The 17,602-nt window shown below is 38.1% G+C and carries 13 protein-coding genes and 1 tRNA gene; 2 read left to right on the plus strand and 12 right to left on the minus strand.

What is annotated here, in order from left to right:
- Nucleotides 1–89: 89 nt before the first annotated feature.
- Entirely contained in the window at nucleotides 90–1,421 is a 1,332-nt protein-coding gene (locus CLV99_RS17855; protein WP_133585865.1) for a metal-dependent hydrolase family protein, read from the plus strand.
- Nucleotides 1,422–1,484: 63 nt separating this feature from the next.
- Here CLV99_RS17855 and CLV99_RS17860 read toward each other — a convergent pair whose 3' ends face one another.
- The 5 genes from CLV99_RS17860 to CLV99_RS17880 form a co-directional block, all read right to left on the minus strand.
- A complete protein-coding gene (locus tag CLV99_RS17860) occupies nucleotides 1,485–2,054 on the minus strand; it encodes a GDSL-type esterase/lipase family protein (RefSeq protein WP_162850148.1) in 570 nt (189 codons plus the stop codon).
- Between the two features lie 120 nt (nucleotides 2,055–2,174).
- Entirely contained in the window at nucleotides 2,175–2,441 is a 267-nt protein-coding gene (locus tag CLV99_RS17865) for a hypothetical protein (RefSeq protein WP_133585867.1), read from the minus strand.
- Between the two features lie 81 nt (nucleotides 2,442–2,522).
- Nucleotides 2,523–4,367, minus strand: coding sequence for a RagB/SusD family nutrient uptake outer membrane protein (locus CLV99_RS17870; protein WP_133585868.1), 1,845 nt, complete (start codon nucleotides 4,365–4,367; stop codon nucleotides 2,523–2,525).
- Between the two features lie 4 nt (nucleotides 4,368–4,371).
- Nucleotides 4,372–7,770 carry a TonB-dependent receptor gene (locus CLV99_RS17875; protein WP_162850149.1) on the minus strand — a complete coding sequence of 1,133 codons (3,399 nt, stop codon included), beginning with the start codon at nucleotides 7,768–7,770 and terminating at the stop codon, nucleotides 4,372–4,374.
- A 167-nt stretch (nucleotides 7,771–7,937) separates the two neighbouring features.
- Complete coding sequence (locus CLV99_RS17880) at nucleotides 7,938–9,101, minus strand: FecR family protein (RefSeq protein WP_133585870.1); 1,164 nt, start codon at nucleotides 9,099–9,101, stop codon at nucleotides 7,938–7,940.
- Between the two features lie 166 nt (nucleotides 9,102–9,267).
- Here CLV99_RS17880 and CLV99_RS17885 point away from each other — a divergent pair, with 166 nt between their 5' ends.
- On the plus strand, nucleotides 9,268–9,855 hold the full coding sequence (locus CLV99_RS17885; protein ID WP_133585871.1) for a sigma-70 family RNA polymerase sigma factor: 588 nt from the start codon (nucleotides 9,268–9,270) through the stop codon (nucleotides 9,853–9,855).
- A 61-nt stretch (nucleotides 9,856–9,916) separates the two neighbouring features.
- Here the strand turns inward: CLV99_RS17885 and CLV99_RS17890 are convergent, their stop codons facing one another.
- The 7 genes from CLV99_RS17890 to CLV99_RS17920 all read right to left on the minus strand — a co-directional run bounded on the left by CLV99_RS17890 (nucleotide 9,917) and on the right by CLV99_RS17920 (nucleotide 17,600).
- On the minus strand, nucleotides 9,917–12,631 hold the full coding sequence (locus tag CLV99_RS17890) for a hypothetical protein (RefSeq protein ID WP_133585872.1): 2,715 nt from the start codon (nucleotides 12,629–12,631) through the stop codon (nucleotides 9,917–9,919).
- Between the two features lie 200 nt (nucleotides 12,632–12,831).
- Nucleotides 12,832–12,904, minus strand: a tRNA-Lys gene (locus CLV99_RS17895).
- Nucleotides 12,905–12,989: 85 nt separating this feature from the next.
- Complete coding sequence (locus CLV99_RS17900; protein ID WP_133585873.1) at nucleotides 12,990–13,691, minus strand: DUF5041 domain-containing protein; 702 nt, start codon at nucleotides 13,689–13,691, stop codon at nucleotides 12,990–12,992.
- A gap of 145 nt (nucleotides 13,692–13,836) precedes the next feature.
- Nucleotides 13,837–14,496 (minus strand): beta/alpha barrel domain-containing protein, encoded by a 660-nt coding sequence (locus CLV99_RS17905; protein ID WP_133585874.1) that lies wholly within the window; start codon nucleotides 14,494–14,496, stop codon nucleotides 13,837–13,839.
- Nucleotides 14,493–15,518 (minus strand): sugar kinase, encoded by a 1,026-nt coding sequence (locus tag CLV99_RS17910; protein ID WP_133585875.1) that lies wholly within the window; start codon nucleotides 15,516–15,518, stop codon nucleotides 14,493–14,495. Before CLV99_RS17910 ends, CLV99_RS17905 begins: the two co-directional genes overlap by 4 nt.
- A 674-nt stretch (nucleotides 15,519–16,192) precedes the next feature.
- Nucleotides 16,193–17,047: an RteC domain-containing protein gene (locus CLV99_RS17915; RefSeq protein ID WP_246032796.1), complete on the minus strand. Its 855-nt coding sequence runs from the start codon at nucleotides 17,045–17,047 to the stop codon at nucleotides 16,193–16,195.
- Nucleotides 17,048–17,186: 139 nt separating this feature from the next.
- Nucleotides 17,187–17,600, minus strand: coding sequence for a hypothetical protein (locus CLV99_RS17920; protein WP_133585876.1), 414 nt, complete (start codon nucleotides 17,598–17,600; stop codon nucleotides 17,187–17,189).
- Nucleotides 17,601–17,602: the final 2 nt, after the last annotated feature.

Consider the following 17,602-nt stretch of genomic DNA (forward strand, 5'->3'; position numbering starts at 1 on the left):
TATATAGAAATAGTCTCCTTTTTTAGATCCCAAACAAACAAAGCGGGCTTTATATTTGTATCTTAGTAAACATTAAACAACATCTGCATATGCGATTATTTTATTTATGCACTTTACTTTTGAGTGCAGCATCTATTTATTGCGTCCGGGCCCAGCAAAATCAGATTCTACTGGAGAATGTCCGGATATTAGATCAAAAAACACAATCACTGACACCTCCTAGCCATGTTCTTATCAATGGCAGTACAATCCAAAAGATTAGCACATCTCCAATTACAGTAAACAATAAAGATGTTGTAAAAATCAATGGCTCAGGAAAAACCTTAATGCCAGGGCTAATTGACGCTCATGTACACATGGTATTTGGCTCCCTGACAATGCCTCAAATGGTAACGAATGACCTTTCGGAAGAATTCCTTGTTAAAACTATAGGACAATCTGCCCATAATATGCTAATGCGTGGTTTTACCAGTATCCGTGATGTAGGAGGTCCTATATTCCCACTGAAGGCCGCTATTGATGCGGGGAAACTTTCCGGCCCTAGAATATGGCCTTCTGGAGCTACAATCAGCCAAACGGCAGGACACGGAGACTTCAGGACACCTGACGAAAAATCACGACGCTTTTTTGGGGTTGTATCACGTGCAGAAAGATATGGAGCTACATTTATTGCGGATGGACGGGATGAGGTATTGACTGCCGTACGGGAAAATCTCCGCTTCGGAGCCAGCCAGATAAAACTCATGGCTGGAGGTGGAACATCTTCTGCCTACGACCCTGTAGACGTCACACAATACACATTGGATGAAATGAAGGCAGCAGTAGAAGCCGCTGAAGACTGGGGAACCTATGTAACTGTACATGCCTATACTCCGCGCGCTATTAGGCGAGCTATCGAGGCGGGCGTAAAATGTGTTGAGCACGGCCAGTTGCTGGACGAAGAAACGTTAAAACTAATCGCCGAAAAAGATATTTGGCTAAGTCTTCAAAACCTAGTGGACGACACTCCTGATATGGATCCGCAACGTATAGCAAAACGTAAGCCTGTAATTGAAGGACAGGAGAAAGTATGGCCTTTAGCAAAGAAACATAATGTTAAATTGGCATGGGGTACGGATTTCCTTTTTGAACCTGAACTCAATGAAAAACAAAACGACTTCATCCTACGCTTACAAAAGTGGTTTACAAATGCTGAGATCCTGAAAATGGTAACACAGGATAATGCAGAGCTATTACAGCTTTCCGGACTCAGAAGCCCCTACCCTGGCAAACTAGGAGTTATTGAGGAAGGTGCTATGGCCGACATGTTATTGGTCAACGGAGACCCCTTGAAAGATTTAAAACTGATTGCTAACCCTACAAAGAACTTTGTCGTGATCATAAAGGATGGCAAAATATATAAGAACATTTTAAAGAAATAAGCCCACAAAAAGCGTTAAGAAAATCCTCCCCTGTTGGGGAGGATTTTAACACAAACATATAACTTAAAGGTAATTATTGTTCTTCAAGAATTCTGCCCACAGATTATATCCTTCAGGAAGCAAATGAATACCATCTCTCGTGTATCTACTCTCCAGAACATTGTCTCCATTATGGAAAAGGCTATATAAATCTATAAAACCAGCACATTTGCTATTCCCTAGTAGTCGTAGTTCAGTATTTAGTTTGATAATAATATCTGCTTTATTTTTATAACTAGCTCCTTTTAAGATACTATCATTCAGAGGTAATACCGACTGAATATACAGCTTCGTTTTTGGGGTACCTTTTCTAATCTTATCTACAATTTTATTATAATTCTCTAGAATCAATGATACCTCCCATTGACGGCTACCCAAATCATTTATACCGATCATTAGGAATATCTTCTCAGGCTTACTAGCGATAATTTCATCCAACCTCGCTAATACGCCAAATGTATTATCCCCACCAATCCCTCTGTTAGAAACTTTTTTCTCCGGGAACAACCCTTTCCAATCCCCTTGCTCTGTTATACTATTACCAAGAAAAACAACTCCCTTTTTATATAATGGATCCGTCTTAAAAAGTTCCATCCTCTTTTTAAAATGATCGCTCTCATGAAACGAAGCATATCCGTTCTTCACATTTTCCAATTGAACTTCAAAAAGAAGCTTCTTAATGACCGCCTTTTGTTCATCTGAAAGAACTGCGTTTTATTTCAAAAAGGCATCATTGTAGACCTGTTTATTTTTAGCTACTATTTCATCTGCGCTTAAACTAGTATTGTTTTTAATTTCGAACAACCTTAAGTCCAGCTCCGACCGTATGTCCTTTATGCTGTTTTTTTGTGCTGAAGTTGCCTCTATTTTATTCAACACAACATCCGAATAGTAATTTAAAGATTGCCTTTGCTGCGCCTGTGCGTGTATGCTAAATACAAATAAAAAAAGGGACAACAATAATCTGATTTGATATCTCATAATATATTTTTAATAGAATAAATACTCTTTATTTAGGCGCAGACTTCGACTACGCCGATACTTTCAATAATTTTTTAATCCTTATCTCCACAAAGGATGTTGCTCTAGCGCCCTGTTCAACTGAAACTCACGTAACGGAATAGGATAGACAACATGTTTGTCTGTGATATTCATAAAACTAGCATTTTGATAGGTGATATTTGTCAATTCTGAATTCATCTGCCCAAGTATGATCTTCATATTTTTAACCAATATTCCCCATCGAATTAAGTCATACCTCCTTAGAGCTTCAAAACACAGCTCTCTTGAGCGTTCTTCTTGCATAACTTTTAAGAAGCTATCTCTGTCCAAAGTTTGGGACAGCTCCAAGTCAGCATCTTCAATACGTGTTAAAACTGGCTCCAAAACAGCGCCACTACCACTACCTGAAAATGTTATGGTTGGCAATGTAGTATACCTTTCCCCAGGGTTGGTTATCGTAACAGACTTTATCACCCCATTTTGGACAGTCAAAGTCGCTGTTGCGGCTACTCCTCCACCGTTTACAACAGCTATTTTTGACCCTGTATTATAACCCGCCCCTCCATTGATTACCTTAATTTCTTTGATGCTCTCTGAAACATTACCCTTTCCATTAAGAAATTTACCGTAGGCCCTTCTTCTTACCTGGTTCACATACTCAATTGACTGAGGACTAGGTATCCCTCCGTTGACATGAGCATCAGCCTCCGCAAACATCAACAAGACATCTGCAAATCTTAGCAAAGGGAAATTAATAGGCGTCAGCTGTGTTGCTTGAGGTCTCACGACTTCATACTCTCTCCTATATTTAGCAGAAGATCTTAAATACTGCTGTGCGGGCGTAGGAAATGTTACAGCAGCAACTTTTGCTCCTGTTGTAACGTTGTAAGTAAATGGTGCTATATTCCAATCCCGTCTTAAATCATAGGAAGAATAGGATCTGTACAGATTAGCTGTTGCTGATATCCTTCCAAAAGAGTACCCAATCCCGTTTGTTGAACTTTGATTTCTGATACCAAGAAAAGAACCTACATATCCTGCTTCCAACCTCCCATCTGAGTTGTTTCCCCAGAACTCGACTTCCCAAATACTTTCCTTTAGGTCGTATTCATCTCTAGCATATTTGATAAAAATATCTCTATAATCATTATTGAGTTCATGTGCCGCAGAGGCATCATCAATAATCTGTTTTGCCCAAAACCTAGCTTCTTCGTATTTATCCGCACCCACAGGCTGGCCAGACATATGCAAACACACTCTTGCCAATATCCCTCTAACAGCGGATTTGCTCACGCGTCCAGCATTCCCTATGGTTTGAATGGGATCAACCAGGATCTCAGCTTCTTTCATATCAGCCAGTATTTTTTCATAAATCTCTTTAGCGGAGCTAGCAGGGATATCGATAGTCTCAGCATCTTTGGTAGGTTCTAATATCAAAGGCACGTTTTCAAAATTCTGAACCAACATAAAATAATAATATGCTCTCAAAAAAAGAGCTTCCCCTCTAATTCTATCTCTAAATCCCTGGTCAATAGCTTCGTTGTTATTCACATTTGCCAATAACACATTTGCTCTCAACACCCCATTATATAATGTCCCCCAGAAATTCTCCAAAAGATTATAACTCTCTGTAAACGCATAGGTTTCCAGCCCTACAGGTAATGCTCCAAAATAAAACCCTTCATCCGCTTGGGTATTCTGTAATATTAATAGTTGGGAACCATACAAGCGTGTCGAACCTAACACATCGTAAACTCCGTTCAAAAAGGAATTCAAATGGTCCTCAGTCTTGAAGTAATTTGAATTAGATAAAAAATCCTGAGGTTTGGTATCTAAAAATTTTTCACAGCTTCCTAGGACCAATAACAATATAGATAGTATTGTAGTACAAAAAATCTTCTTCATAATCTTAAAATTTAGCGTTTATACCAAAAACAAATGTTTTCGCCTGTGGGTACGCAGAGTAGTCCAGCCCTGATGTCAATACTGTATTTCTCACAGCCACTTCTGGATCAAAACCGCTATAATTGGTCCATGTAAGTAAATTTTGCCCTGAGACAAACAATCTTAAATCTGCTAGATACAACTTGTTAATCACTTTTGGTAAAAACCTATATCCCAACGATACCGTTTTCAAGCGTAAAAAAGAACCGTCCTCTACCACTCTAGTTGAATGGAATCCCATCGGCCCTTGTCCCCAAGTCCTAAACAGTTTATTATTTTGGTTTTCCGGAGTCCATCTATCAACATACGTTGCGTATTGGTTCAAATCTGTCACACCGAGTCCATTTCCCTCAAGCACTAACCTGTTCGCATTGTATATCTTATTACCATACACCCATTGAAGAAAAACGCTTAAATCAAAATTCTTATAGGTAAAGTTATTGGTAAATCCTCCAATGTGCTTAGGCTGTGGGTTACCTATAACGGTCCTATCCATATCGTTGACGTAACCGTCTCCATTTAAATCAGCGTACTTAATGTCACCAGGCTTAATAAATGATTTATCATTCCCATAGTAAGGCACACCTGCTTTAAGGACATACTGATCAGCAGCCACTTCATCAAAATCGGCATATTGATAATTCCCTAACCATTCGTATCCGAAGAACTGTCCTGCAGGTTCTCCTATTTTAGAAATAAACAAATGTTCATTATAATTGGCATTAAAGAGAATGTTGTTGGTCATTCTTTCTTGATTTCTCGCTAACGCTAATATCTTATTTCGGTTAAAACTAATGTTAAAATTTGAATTCCATGAAAAACCTCCTACTTTATAGTTTGCAGTAGTTAGACTTATTTCAAGCCCTTTATTTTCTAGCTCTCCAATATTCTGGTAAACGCTCTGATAGCCTAAAATCAAAGGGAGATCGGCACGCAAAATAAGGTCTCTTGTCGTTTTTTTATACAAATCAACAGTAAGCTCTATCTTATTGTTAAAAAGCCCCAAATCATAGCCCAAGTCTATCTGTTCTGACTTCTCCCACTTAAGCCCATCATTACCTAATTCGCTGGGAACTATCCCTTTGGATGGTATTCCATTTCCAAATGAATAAGCAGCATACATAGGCAACGAGTAACTAGGCAAATAACCAAATTCACTTACTCTATTATTCCCTGTCAATCCGACACTTGCTCTCAGTTTAGAGTTAGAAATAAAAGAAACGTTCTTTAAAAAGCTTTCTTCTTTAATGTTCCAAGAAACTGCTGCTGAGGGAAAATAAGCCCATCTATTTTGAGGAGCAAATTTTGATGTCCCATCTGCTCTAAATGTTGCCGTAAAATAATATTTGGATAGATAACTGTAATTTAACCGTCCAAAGAAAGAGGCCATTGTAAAATCTGACCTTGCCGACTTACTATCGTATTCCGTACCCTCTTCTATTCCTGACATGCCCAGTTCTTCGTTGGGGATGTCTTGGACCAGGATTCCGTAAAGATTACTTTTTGTTTTTTGGGAAGAAAAGCCTACCAACGCGTCTACCTTGTGCTTCTTAATAAATAGCTTATTGTAGTTTAATGTATTTTCATTAGACCACACGTCTGTTTCCATATTCGTCAAGTCTGCCTGTACTCCCCTGTTATTTTGAGGAATAGGAAGCCCACGAGGAGTCTTAGAGTTATAAAAATTTTCGTATAACCGTGTTGTTTTCGCTGTGTTTACCGTAGTCTTAAAGAAGAGGCTTCTATTAAATGTATAAGTCAGATGGGCATTTATAGAGTTAGCATTTATGGTAGCATGTTGATAAGAATTTTTTGCCAACGCTACAGGATTTACCCTCCGCGTATTGGGATCATCCGGATTAGAAACATCATCAACATCATCCAATGTTAAATCCAAGTCATCCCTACCTGACACGGGCCTATATCCCCAGGCACTGTAAAACAAATAATTGGATGGCGAAGAAGGAAAATCAGTCGTTGGCAAAGCCGTCTGAACACCATAGTTTTTAGTATTACTAAAATTAGTAGTTACTCCAAATTTGATTTTACTACTTAAAGAATGGTTCAATGCGAGCCGAGCTTGCTTTCTTTCAGTTCCTGTATTTATCACAATACCATCTTGTGTATTCAACGAACCCGATAGTGCAAATTGGGTCTTTACGTCCCCACCTCTAGCAGCAATATTGAGGGAATTAAAAAAACCTTCACGAAATACTTTATCTTGCCAATCTGCGGCTGGCGCACCTTTATAAGAATCCAGAGTTTTGCCATTCTGGAAATATCTAAATTTCGCGACTTCTGGGCGAAGTTCATCTTGATACTTCACAAACTCATAAGCATCCATAACGTCGACAGTTTTTCTGATTTGCTGAAATCCTGTATTGGTATTAACCGTAACAACGGTCTTTCCTGCTTTACCCTTCTTTGTTTCAATTACTATAACACCATTTGCAGCCCTCGCCCCGTAAATCGCTGTTGCAGAAGCATCTTTTAACACGGATATAGACTCTATATCATCATTATTAATACTTGAAGAATGAAAGTCCTCTAACTGGAATCCATCTATCACATAGAGTGGCGAAGGATCTTGAGTTAAAGAACCTGGTCCTCTAATAATTACATTAGGCAATTCTCCTGGCTGACCATCTCCTGTCTTTATCTGGACACCGGCCACCCGCCCTGCCATTGCATCCATAAAATTAATGGTTGGGGCTAAAGTCAGTTCTTCAACCTTTACGGTTCCAACGGAACCTGTCAAATCTTTCTTGGTTTGCGTGCCATAACCTATAACCACGGTCTCGTCTAGTTGATTTATCTGGTCTTTGAGTATTATATTTATAGTTTTTCGGCCTGAAACAGATACTTCTTCTTTCTGAAACCCCAGGAAACTAAATACAATAACAGAATTACCATTATCTACCGCGAGTGAGAACTTCCCCTTTTCATCACTTACCGTTGTCTTATTTGTGTTTTTTTGAACTACACTCACGCCTCTTAAGGGGCTCCCTCTTTGGTCCAATATAGTACCACTAATCGTGAATAGCTGCACAACATCTAGTGAGGTGTTACTTTTATTTGCTTTGACAACTACCGTCTTTCCTTGTATGAGGTAATAAAGATTCTGTCCTTCGAGAGCCTTATCTAATGCTTTTGAGATATTCTCCTTTTTTAAATTCAAAGTGATTGGTTTGGCAGATTTCAAAATTTCCGAACTAACCATGAAATTATATTTCGTCTGTTTCTGAATTTCGGTTATCACTTCCTTCAAGGAAGCACTAGTTACTTTTAAATCTACCGTTTGACTATAGCCTTCAGCATTTACTTGGAAAATGGCGAATAAAAGAAAAACACACATTAACTTCATTCTTAACATTATTATTTTCAGACAAAAGGGATTTCTCCTCAAGCCGAAAGTCTTGTGAATTTTGTACATTTGACATGATTTAATTTTTATAATAGGAATTTTAGATCATCATTTTACTGTACCAGGTGTTAGCAGCATCTGGTACAAAATGAACTTTTGTTTATACGTTATTTATAAGATGTTACGATTACCCTCCTTTCTTTTCCAGACATTTTATCTGTTACAATTTCAAATTTAGCTTTACCTGTTAGTTGTATACTTTTTAATATTTCCTCCAGTGGAACTGTCCGTTCAAGTCTGCCATAATACAGATAGTCAGAAGACGCTTTTCCTATGTATTGAATTTCAACCCCGTACCATTGGGCTACTTTTTCTAGAATTGATTCTAGATTCTCATCGTCAAACATAAACAACCCATTTTTCCAATCGGTAATGGATTCAACGTTTGCTTTTCTTAATGCAATAGTTCCCGCACCACTATCAACTCCCATTTGACCAGGCTTTAATATCACTTGCGACCGCTCCCCTTTTAACCTAACAGAACCTTCCAACAATGTCGTACGGGTCACCTCTTTATGGTAAGCATTAATATTAAATATCGTTCCTAACACCTCTACTTCACTTTTGTTGACAATGACTTTAAACGGTTTTGTCTCATTTTTTTCAACCTCAAAATAAGCCTCTCCATATAACTCTACTTTTCTTTCGAATGATGCAAACACCACAGGATACCGAAGTGTGGACCCCGCATTCAGCCAAACAGTACTACCATCGGACAGCGCTACTTTATAACTCATCCCTTTAGGCACCGACAGCGTATTATATTTTATCCCATTATCTCTACCTGACATTTCCGCATACACCAGCTCGTTGCCTTCTGGTTTACTAATCACTCCCCCTGTCTCGTTATATACTAAATCTATAGAAGAGTCTGTTAATGATATTTTTTTTCCATCATCCAATGTAAGCACAGGCATGTTACTCGGTGGTTCTGTTGATTCTTTCTTTATGGCTACCGGTTTCAGTTCTATATCTTGGTTGGTGTTATATAAAAACACAGAAATGGAAGATATCACAACAAATACGGCACAAGCAGCAGCATATTTCTTCCAATTGAAACGAACTATCTTAGATTGCTTTATTTGCTGTTGAACCCTAGACAAGGCTTTTCTCTTGAACAACTCTTCATTACCCAATTTCGCTTCGTCCCAATAATACACTGTATCAATCGAAAAATCATCTTTGTAATTTTCTAGGATTTTGATTTCCTCAACAGTACATCTCCCGTCTACGTACTTTTCATATAGTAAAATGTATTCTTCTCTTGTCATAATATCAGGATAAACATTTGGAGTCAATATACCTTCTAAAGCGTATTACCAACCATCCGCCTTACTTAGAGTACCTAATTTGCCTAACCACACACACTATTTTATTTTTTTTATTTGTACATTTTTTGTGTACTTTAGACATCCTTTCTTTTACAGATATTGTTTTATGACCGACTTAGAATTATGGAAACTAATCAAATTGGATGATGAAAAAGCCTTTTCGCTTCTTTTTAACAGATATTCTTCTCGAATATATTCTAAGGCCTACTCTTACCTTAAAAGCTCAGAAACCAGTGAGCAAATAGCTCATGATATTTTTATAACGATTTGGAATAATAGAAAGACTCTAGAAATAAAATCTTTCAACAACTATATTACCGCAGCAGCTAGATATAGGGTATACAAACACATATCACTAAACAAAGTCATCCCTATTGATTATAAAGAAAACATAGAAGACTTCAATTCTTTTGAAAGTGCATCAAACTTGGGCTACAGCAACCTCACTTATAAAGACTTGGAAAAGGAAGTGGACGGCTACCTAGACAGTCTACCCAAACGGTGTAAAGAGATATTCTTGTTAAGTAGAAAGTATTTTTTATCAAATGACGAAATCGCAATGAAACTCGGTATTTCAAAAAGAACTGTTGAAAATCAAATCACCTTTGCACTTAAGCATTTGCGAATTTCATTGAAAGATATCTCAATATATTTGATTATCCTTGATGGAATCTACAGAATCCATCAAGGATAATCAAATTAGGCTTTATCAACAAGCACATTGACCTTTATCAGACTGATATTCAGTCTCCGCATTAAAAAGCTGGCACTATCCAATACTTGCCCTTTTTACCCTCAAAATACAAAGTATTCTTACCACTATCTACCTGAAAATCTCCCAATTTATTCTTTCGATTTCCGAAATAGACGCTCCAGAGACCTTCTTTCAGTCCGGTCAAAACAATATGGTTCTGTTTGCCCTGTGGCGCTTCGATACTGAACTCGGTCTCAATAAAGTGCTCTAACCTACTCATACTAACGACATTATTCTCTGCTACAACCACATAGCTAACATCCGTCTTAAGATACTTCACTGCCATTGCTTGCACACCATCTTCTGCCACCTGAAAAACAGTAAGAAATTCGTCTTGTTTACTCTCTTTCCTGGGACTTAGCATAATTCGGTGACCTTTTGTTTCAGGCAGATTGGAAAGAGGGGGAGTACTTTTATAGTCAAATGAATTGTTTGCTAAGTCTCCACTCAAAACCTGTATATCCCTATCGGCAGGAGAAGGAATAAGTGTCTTTATATGTATTTTCCCAACATCTCCCTCTTTGCTATTCGTAAGTATTAGGTCCTCTCGGCCTATTTCCGGTTTATTTAAAGCATTGACCTGCCAATATTTTTTAAAAGATGAATCTTTAGCACGTATTTTATCATTAAGGATTATCAATGCAGGAATATCTTTCCTATTCAGGTTTAGAAAACAAAAACTTCTGATGTATTTTTCTATCTTACTATTTCCATAAGCATTTGTAAGGTCTGCAGAAAAAAAACTATAATAAGGCGTTAACTTTTCAGGACCATAATTTGCGGACATAACCGTGCCATTGTCAAACCAAGGATCTTTTTTTGTCTCTTCTGGCGATTTTGGAAATCTTTGGTTAAACTTCGTTCCTCCATCATTAGCCTCGGCTCTCGGATATTTTTCCTCCGGATCTACGACCAGCATCATGCTATGAGCAATAGATCTCTTATTAAAGTTAAAATCATAAGGAGTCCCGTAAAATCTATAGACTCCCAAATCGCCAAATTGTAACCCTTTATAGTATAGCTGAATCGAACCAGCGTCACTATGTTGATGATTGCCAAAATGATATCCGCCGCCTTTTATTTCAGCAACCACATCGCTACTCTTGGCACTAATATTCCATCCAGTCCGCGCAATCATAGAACCTAAAACTGGACCGAAATCCTTAGTCAACGGCAATAAGCCTCTATTTTTTTCAGCTATTAGTTGTGGATCATTCAATAACAAAAAAAGCACCTGATTATCCGACATACCTCCTTGCCTTTCAAAATCAGCTTTGAGAACAGGGTCCTCTGCATAAGAAGATGCCAACAACGTAAATAATGGGGCTTTCCAATAGTAAGGAGCACCATTCGTAGATGCGCCGAACCCATCTCCATCTCTTAGCATTTCTCCATCCGGTAATCTGGCATATAACCAATACTTACCCACATCTTTAATGTTATCATCAAATACTGCCGTCCCTGTCATCCGATAATAAAGCCAAGCAGCATGTAAATCCCAAGTGAATCTATAAGAGCCATAATTCACCCCTTGATTGTGCCTTGGAGACTGATATTCAAACTTCCTCATTGGCACCAATTGTTCTAGAATAGAGTAGGATATGTATTTATAAGGTTCAGGGTTTTCATCATAAATAGCAATACTCATCGATAATAGGTCTCGACATACTTGAGCCTCATTTCCATGACCATTGACAACACTCTGCAAAAACGGAGGCCAACCAATTTCCATGTCATCAGAAAGTCTCAATAAATTTTCAACAAAAACAGTGCGTTCATCTTCTCTGATGATAGTATAACACCAATCATATACCAATGAGGAAACATATATCGCCCTACCAATCTCGCGGGTTATGTCTAACAGATTCCCGAACTCGACATGAGAAATATAATTCTTCATCATATCTACAGCCTCTCGTCCAACCTTTTTGTCTCCTGTCATCAGGAAATAGAATGCTTTTGCTTCTGCTGCTTTCTCTAGTTTTTCATCAAAAGGAATTTCTCCAGAAGCTACTCCCGCGAAATCATACGGTTTAATTGCGTCGGTTTTTACGCGTTCCCATTTGAGCTTATTCTCTCCTTGTTCTAATCTAGCTTTCACTACAGGTAAAGAATTTGCATTAACCCATAGTCTAGGCCTGGATTGTGGAGGCAATACTTTTGGTACATACTGTTGCGCAAGTTCTGGTATTACAGGTGGCACATACGTCTTTAAACTTACACTTTCTAAAATAACACCTTCGGGCAACCACAGCTTAAGACTCTTGCTCTCTTCGCCTACATTGAATTTACCGGACGCTTGTCTTGATGGTTGCTTATTTAGTTCCCAAGGAGCAAATACCACTCTTTTAGTTATGTTTTGATTTTCAAATTGCAGTGTTATAAATAGGGACTCAAATTTGGTTTTTGCCTCGGCCAATATTTGATCTCCAATTCTATTACTATATGCCTGTGTTGTTACGACATAACGCCCAGGTTCAACACCACTTAAATCAATAGCTATATCCGCGTCTCTATCAGAGTCTTGGACACGCCCATGCAAAGACACTCCCTTTTTACTGATTATTTTTTGATTCTCAACAATCTCTACATTTTTACTGTTCAGTTTCATTTGGTCAGTTCCAAACGTATATGTAACCTTGTTGGAAGCTCTTTGTTGACATTCTGCTCTCCACGATACTGCTAACAACAGGAACATGATAAAAAATCTTTTCATAATTTCTATGTTCATAATTTTATTATTGTCTATCTTAACAATGGAGTACCTATTCATCAAACTAACACACACAAAAAATAAAACTAAATCAAAAAGAAATTCTACAAACAATAAATGAGATGTTTGGTTTAGCTTAAAACCGGAGGTTTTCTAAAAGAAAAAAGCCTTCAACTACTAACAAGTTAAAGGCTTTTTTTTAGTGACCCCGCTGAGGCTCGAACTCAGGACCCACAGATTAAGAGTCTGTTGCTCTACCAACTGAGCTACGAAGTCAATGAAACAAATGTAAGGGCTGAGGTTTAAAAAATCAATATCTTTTACTTACACAACAAACAAATACCAACCAAAACACTGTGTATCAATTATTTTTGTTTTTTCTTTCTTCGAATACCACATAACTTATTACATAATAATGAGGGGAATTCTCCAAAAGCGCCTTTGCTTCTAAAATATTAGAAGACAAATCGGCCGCTGCACAAGATCGCTCAATATTATGCACTTTATCCACCCAAGACGAAGCATAGACCAATACTGGAATTTCCTGATTCAACACCCACCCTACCTTACTATAACTCCTCCAACTATACCCTTGCCCATACCTCGTAAGGTGTTTATCCAATTTAATTCCTTGCAAGGCACCACTATAGGTTTCGACTTTTAAATAAACCAGGCTATCCATATCTTTTGCAAAGAAGGTAAGCTGGTCTATATAATCTACCGAAACTCTATTCGTAAAGCGATCATTATCTTTATAATACCGATAGGTATTATCGTTCATCACCCCGACACTTCTTCGTTTTACAATTTCTCCTCCTTTATATTCTGTAAGGATAATATCAAATTGATATACTGTATCAAACGGATTTAATGGAATATTGAAGACACTCACGCCGGCCAATTCCAATGCTTTCAGGATTTGTACCTGACTAATGCGACTTGCATTATATCGATTATACTCATCTTCTTTTTCAATAGCTGTACGCTGATCTTTCACATATCCCTGAGCAAATAATGAAATAGGCAGTAGGCACAACAATAAAATTGAAATATGATTTTTCATGAGTTTGATATTATCTACGATTTACCGCTGTAAATGTAAACAGAATATATCGTAAGTAAGATGTTACCATCAGTGCAAAAAAGTCAAAACGCCGCATTTGTTTTAGGAACGACTACCTATCATTCCCGGAAACAAATGCGCATCTTTACATTTTATTGTTTTGTCTGGCTTGACTCACAAGGCTCAATGCCAATACAGTTCTTTCTTCCAATCCCTCGGTTTGCTTAGGGTCAATCAATTTGCTCCCCATCCCAACAGCACATACGCCTGACTGAAACCAAGATTTTAAATTATTGATTTCTATATCAACGCCACCTGTTGGTATGAACAACTGTCCTTTAAATAAATCCTTAATCGCAGTCATGAATCCTGGCCCCAATATATTCGCAGGAAAGAGCTTAATCAGAGCAGCATCATATTCTTGAGCTGTGTAAATTTCTGTTGGAGTCATACAACCTGGGACCCAAAGTAAACCGGCCTCATTCACCAATTTCCCTACACTGGGGTTCACAATTGGAGACACGATAAAATCAGCTCCCAAATCTATAAAAAGGGAAGCCTCTTTAGCATTTTTTATCGTGCCTATTCCAAGATAGAGCCCTGGCATTTCTTGGTCTCTAACAGACAACAGCGCTTTAAACACCACTTCTGCTTTGTCACCTCTGTTGGTAAACTCAAAGACTCTTACACCGGCATTATAAAGCGTCTTTACAAGCTCGACCGATTCATCAACAACATCATGATAAAATAAGGGCAATATACCCTGCTGTAAAATGGCATCTAATACTATTTTCTTCTTGCTCATCTCTTTATTCGTTTTTGGATATCTGTGACCGAACTATCGGTCGCATCACTCGCTATAAATAATTTATCAAAAGCCGCCGCAGTAGCAAACTCAAGTGTGTCACGCATCTGCATCTCTTGGTATAGCCCATATATCAGTCCGGCCATGAAACAATCTCCACTTCCTACCCTATCCACAATCTCTTCTGCCAGATACTCTTCGGAGACCAAGAACTCCTCCCTCCCAAAAAAGGTCGTAAAATACTGGATTCCTTTCTCGAGATAATCAAACCTAAATGTGTTGGCTACAAATTTACATTTCTCAAATCGCGAGACGAGCTCCAAACTTGTTCTCTTTGCCTGTTCTTCAAGCAGCCCTCTGGGATAACTCGGTTTTACCTCTTGCATCTCCGGAGCTAATGAAGTACCTAACATCTGTTTCGCTGCCCATACATTTCCCATTATAAGATCAGCGTACGCTGCTAGATCCGGCATTATTTCTATCGGTTCCTTTCCGTATTTCCACAACTTAGAACGGTAATTGAGATCTAGGGAGACAAAGATATTTTGACGTTTTGCTTCTTTCACGGCATCAAGACATATGTCAGCTATTTCCTGAGATATAGCAGGACAGATCGCAGAAAAGTGAAACCATGTTACATCTTTGAAAACTGTCTGCCAATCTATATCGCTACGCCTTAGATTAGCAAACGCAGAGTCTGCCCTATCATATATCACTCCCGCATGCTTTACATCCTTCCCCTTAGGCAAGTAATACAACCCCATACGCCCGCCCTGCAACAGCATATGGTCTATATTGACTTCTCTTGCCTTCAGATGCTCTAAAACACCAAAGGTTATATCATTTTGAGGCATCGCAGAAATATAAGCAGACGGCAATCCCCATGTCGCTAGAGCTGAAGCAACATTAAGTTCCGCTCCACCGACAAAAAACGGCAAAACGCCCATCCCAATCCAATCCTGAGAAAGATCAGGACAGATGCGGAACAATATTTCTCCAAAATTTAAAATCTTACCATTCATTACTTAAAAAATCTAAAATATTCCTGGGGTTATAATAGCTTATATCTTGTATAATCTGCCAGCCCATTCTATGTCATTAGGAATCCCTCCTTTTTCCAGATCTATCCCAAACATATCGCATACAAGCCTTCTGAAATACTCCTATCTAGGAAAGGATAGAAAGCTTACAGAAACCGATCAGATCATGTTCCGTATCTGTTCCCTTAAGTGTAAAAAACCTATATTATTATTACCTCTTTATCTGAGTAAAAAACTTGCATGATCATATCTAGGGTTTAAAAATAAGCACAAGATAACTAAGATTTACAGTTCTACCTCAATATTAGTTACGAAAACGTTCGCGATATTTTTTTTATACACGTAAAAAGCCAAGGTTTAATGAATCAACCTTGGCTTTTTCTTTTTGTCTGTGTAGCCGAAACCGAACAAATCTCGAAACATTTTCTTGAGGATTTAGAACGGCTAACCTCCCTAAGTGCGGAAGTTACTGCTATGGAATATTAAAAACTAAAATTCACTCCAAAAGAAAAAAACAGAAAAAAAAGAAAGCCATTCTGTTAACGGATATAAGATAACGAAGCACTATAAGTCCCGAAGGGTGGCGAAGCCATTATGCGTGCGAAGTTATCGTTATCCGTTATCTTTGCTTCCCTTTTTGTTTGTTTTTGATACCTCTATAAATCCTTATCCATATATTCTTCCAAAGAAGATTTCAGTTGGTCTAAAAATGCGGTTCGGGAACCCGCACGGTATTTCATTCGGTGGAAAGAATTATGCAAATCCCCTAAGGTAATCTGAAATAGTTTTTCCAAAACCAAACTGATTTTTCGTATTCCTACTTTACCGTAGGAAAGAGAACCATTCGCATACAGAGCATAAATCAGTTCTATCAGTGCATTTTTGGTATCCGTCCAAAGAATACCGTCTGATGAAATATCCCTTGCAGAAAGAGAACCTGCCATTTCATCATTATTGATTTTTTGAAGTATGTAGGTGTAGAGTAACTCGTTGGCTATTATCCGAGCTACTTTGTTATCATAATAAGTTGAAAACAGCGGGTCAATTTCAAAAACAAAACTATTCAGTCCATCGTGGAAATTGATGTTGCCCAATCTAAAATAGGTTTCATCACGGTCGGTTCTTCCTGACCGGTAATATCTGTAAAAATCTGAATTGTAAATATGTTCCCTATATTCCTGTTTTAATTCCTGCAACTGTTCTAAAAAATAGCTCGCATACATTTTCCCTCCGTCAACTGGACAAGCCGTCTGCATACGGAATATCTTATTGTGGTAAATCAGTTTGGAGAGGATGTATGGCTTAATGTTGCGAAAGAAATTGATTTCCTCCCACTGGTTTTTAAAGCCCTGCGTTGTAACATCCTCTCTTATCGACGCCAAGTATTCTTGCAGGTATATGGTCATTTGGTACGCTTCATTAATCTCATTGGGTGCAGACAGCGAAATAGCGTTTTCTTTTCGCTGTATCTCCGAGATAATATGATTTAATGAAAATGCCCTACCTATCAAATCAGTTTATTTAAGTTTACCCCCCAAACATGTTACAATGAAAATGCTTAAATTACAATAACAAACAAGAACTTAGGATGTAATATGTATCACATCCTAAGTTCTTCAGTTTGACCGGTCTTTGGTCTTAATTCTACAATTACTGTTTTTCTCCCTCAAAGCTATATGGGATTTCTAGTGTATTCACAACCAAATTTAATTTTTTCTCCGCAATTTTGTAACCAAACAGTCCCTGGGCATCGTCTCCATTGACAAGCCCCGGTACATCAGCTTTTGCCCGGATGGTCCTGGAAGCTGCGTGTGAATAAGGTTCTCCAGCTTTAGCCTCAAATTTAAGTCGATTATCATCTACTTTCGTGACAATTAATACAGCATTAAAGTAATTGACACCATCAATTCTATAGGCGCCCTTATATGTACCTACTGCAACGTCAATCGAACCTGTTCCCTGATTAGGGTTGTCATCATCTTTGCTGCAGCCCACAAAGGTTATGAGTGCAATCATCAAAACTAAAGTCTTGCAAAATCTAATCTTAAAATTTGTCTTTTTCATAC

Origin of the sequence: Sphingobacterium yanglingense (assembly GCF_004363245.1) — a bacterium.
In the GTDB taxonomy this organism is placed as follows: Bacteria; Bacteroidota; Bacteroidia; order Sphingobacteriales; family Sphingobacteriaceae; genus Sphingobacterium; species Sphingobacterium yanglingense.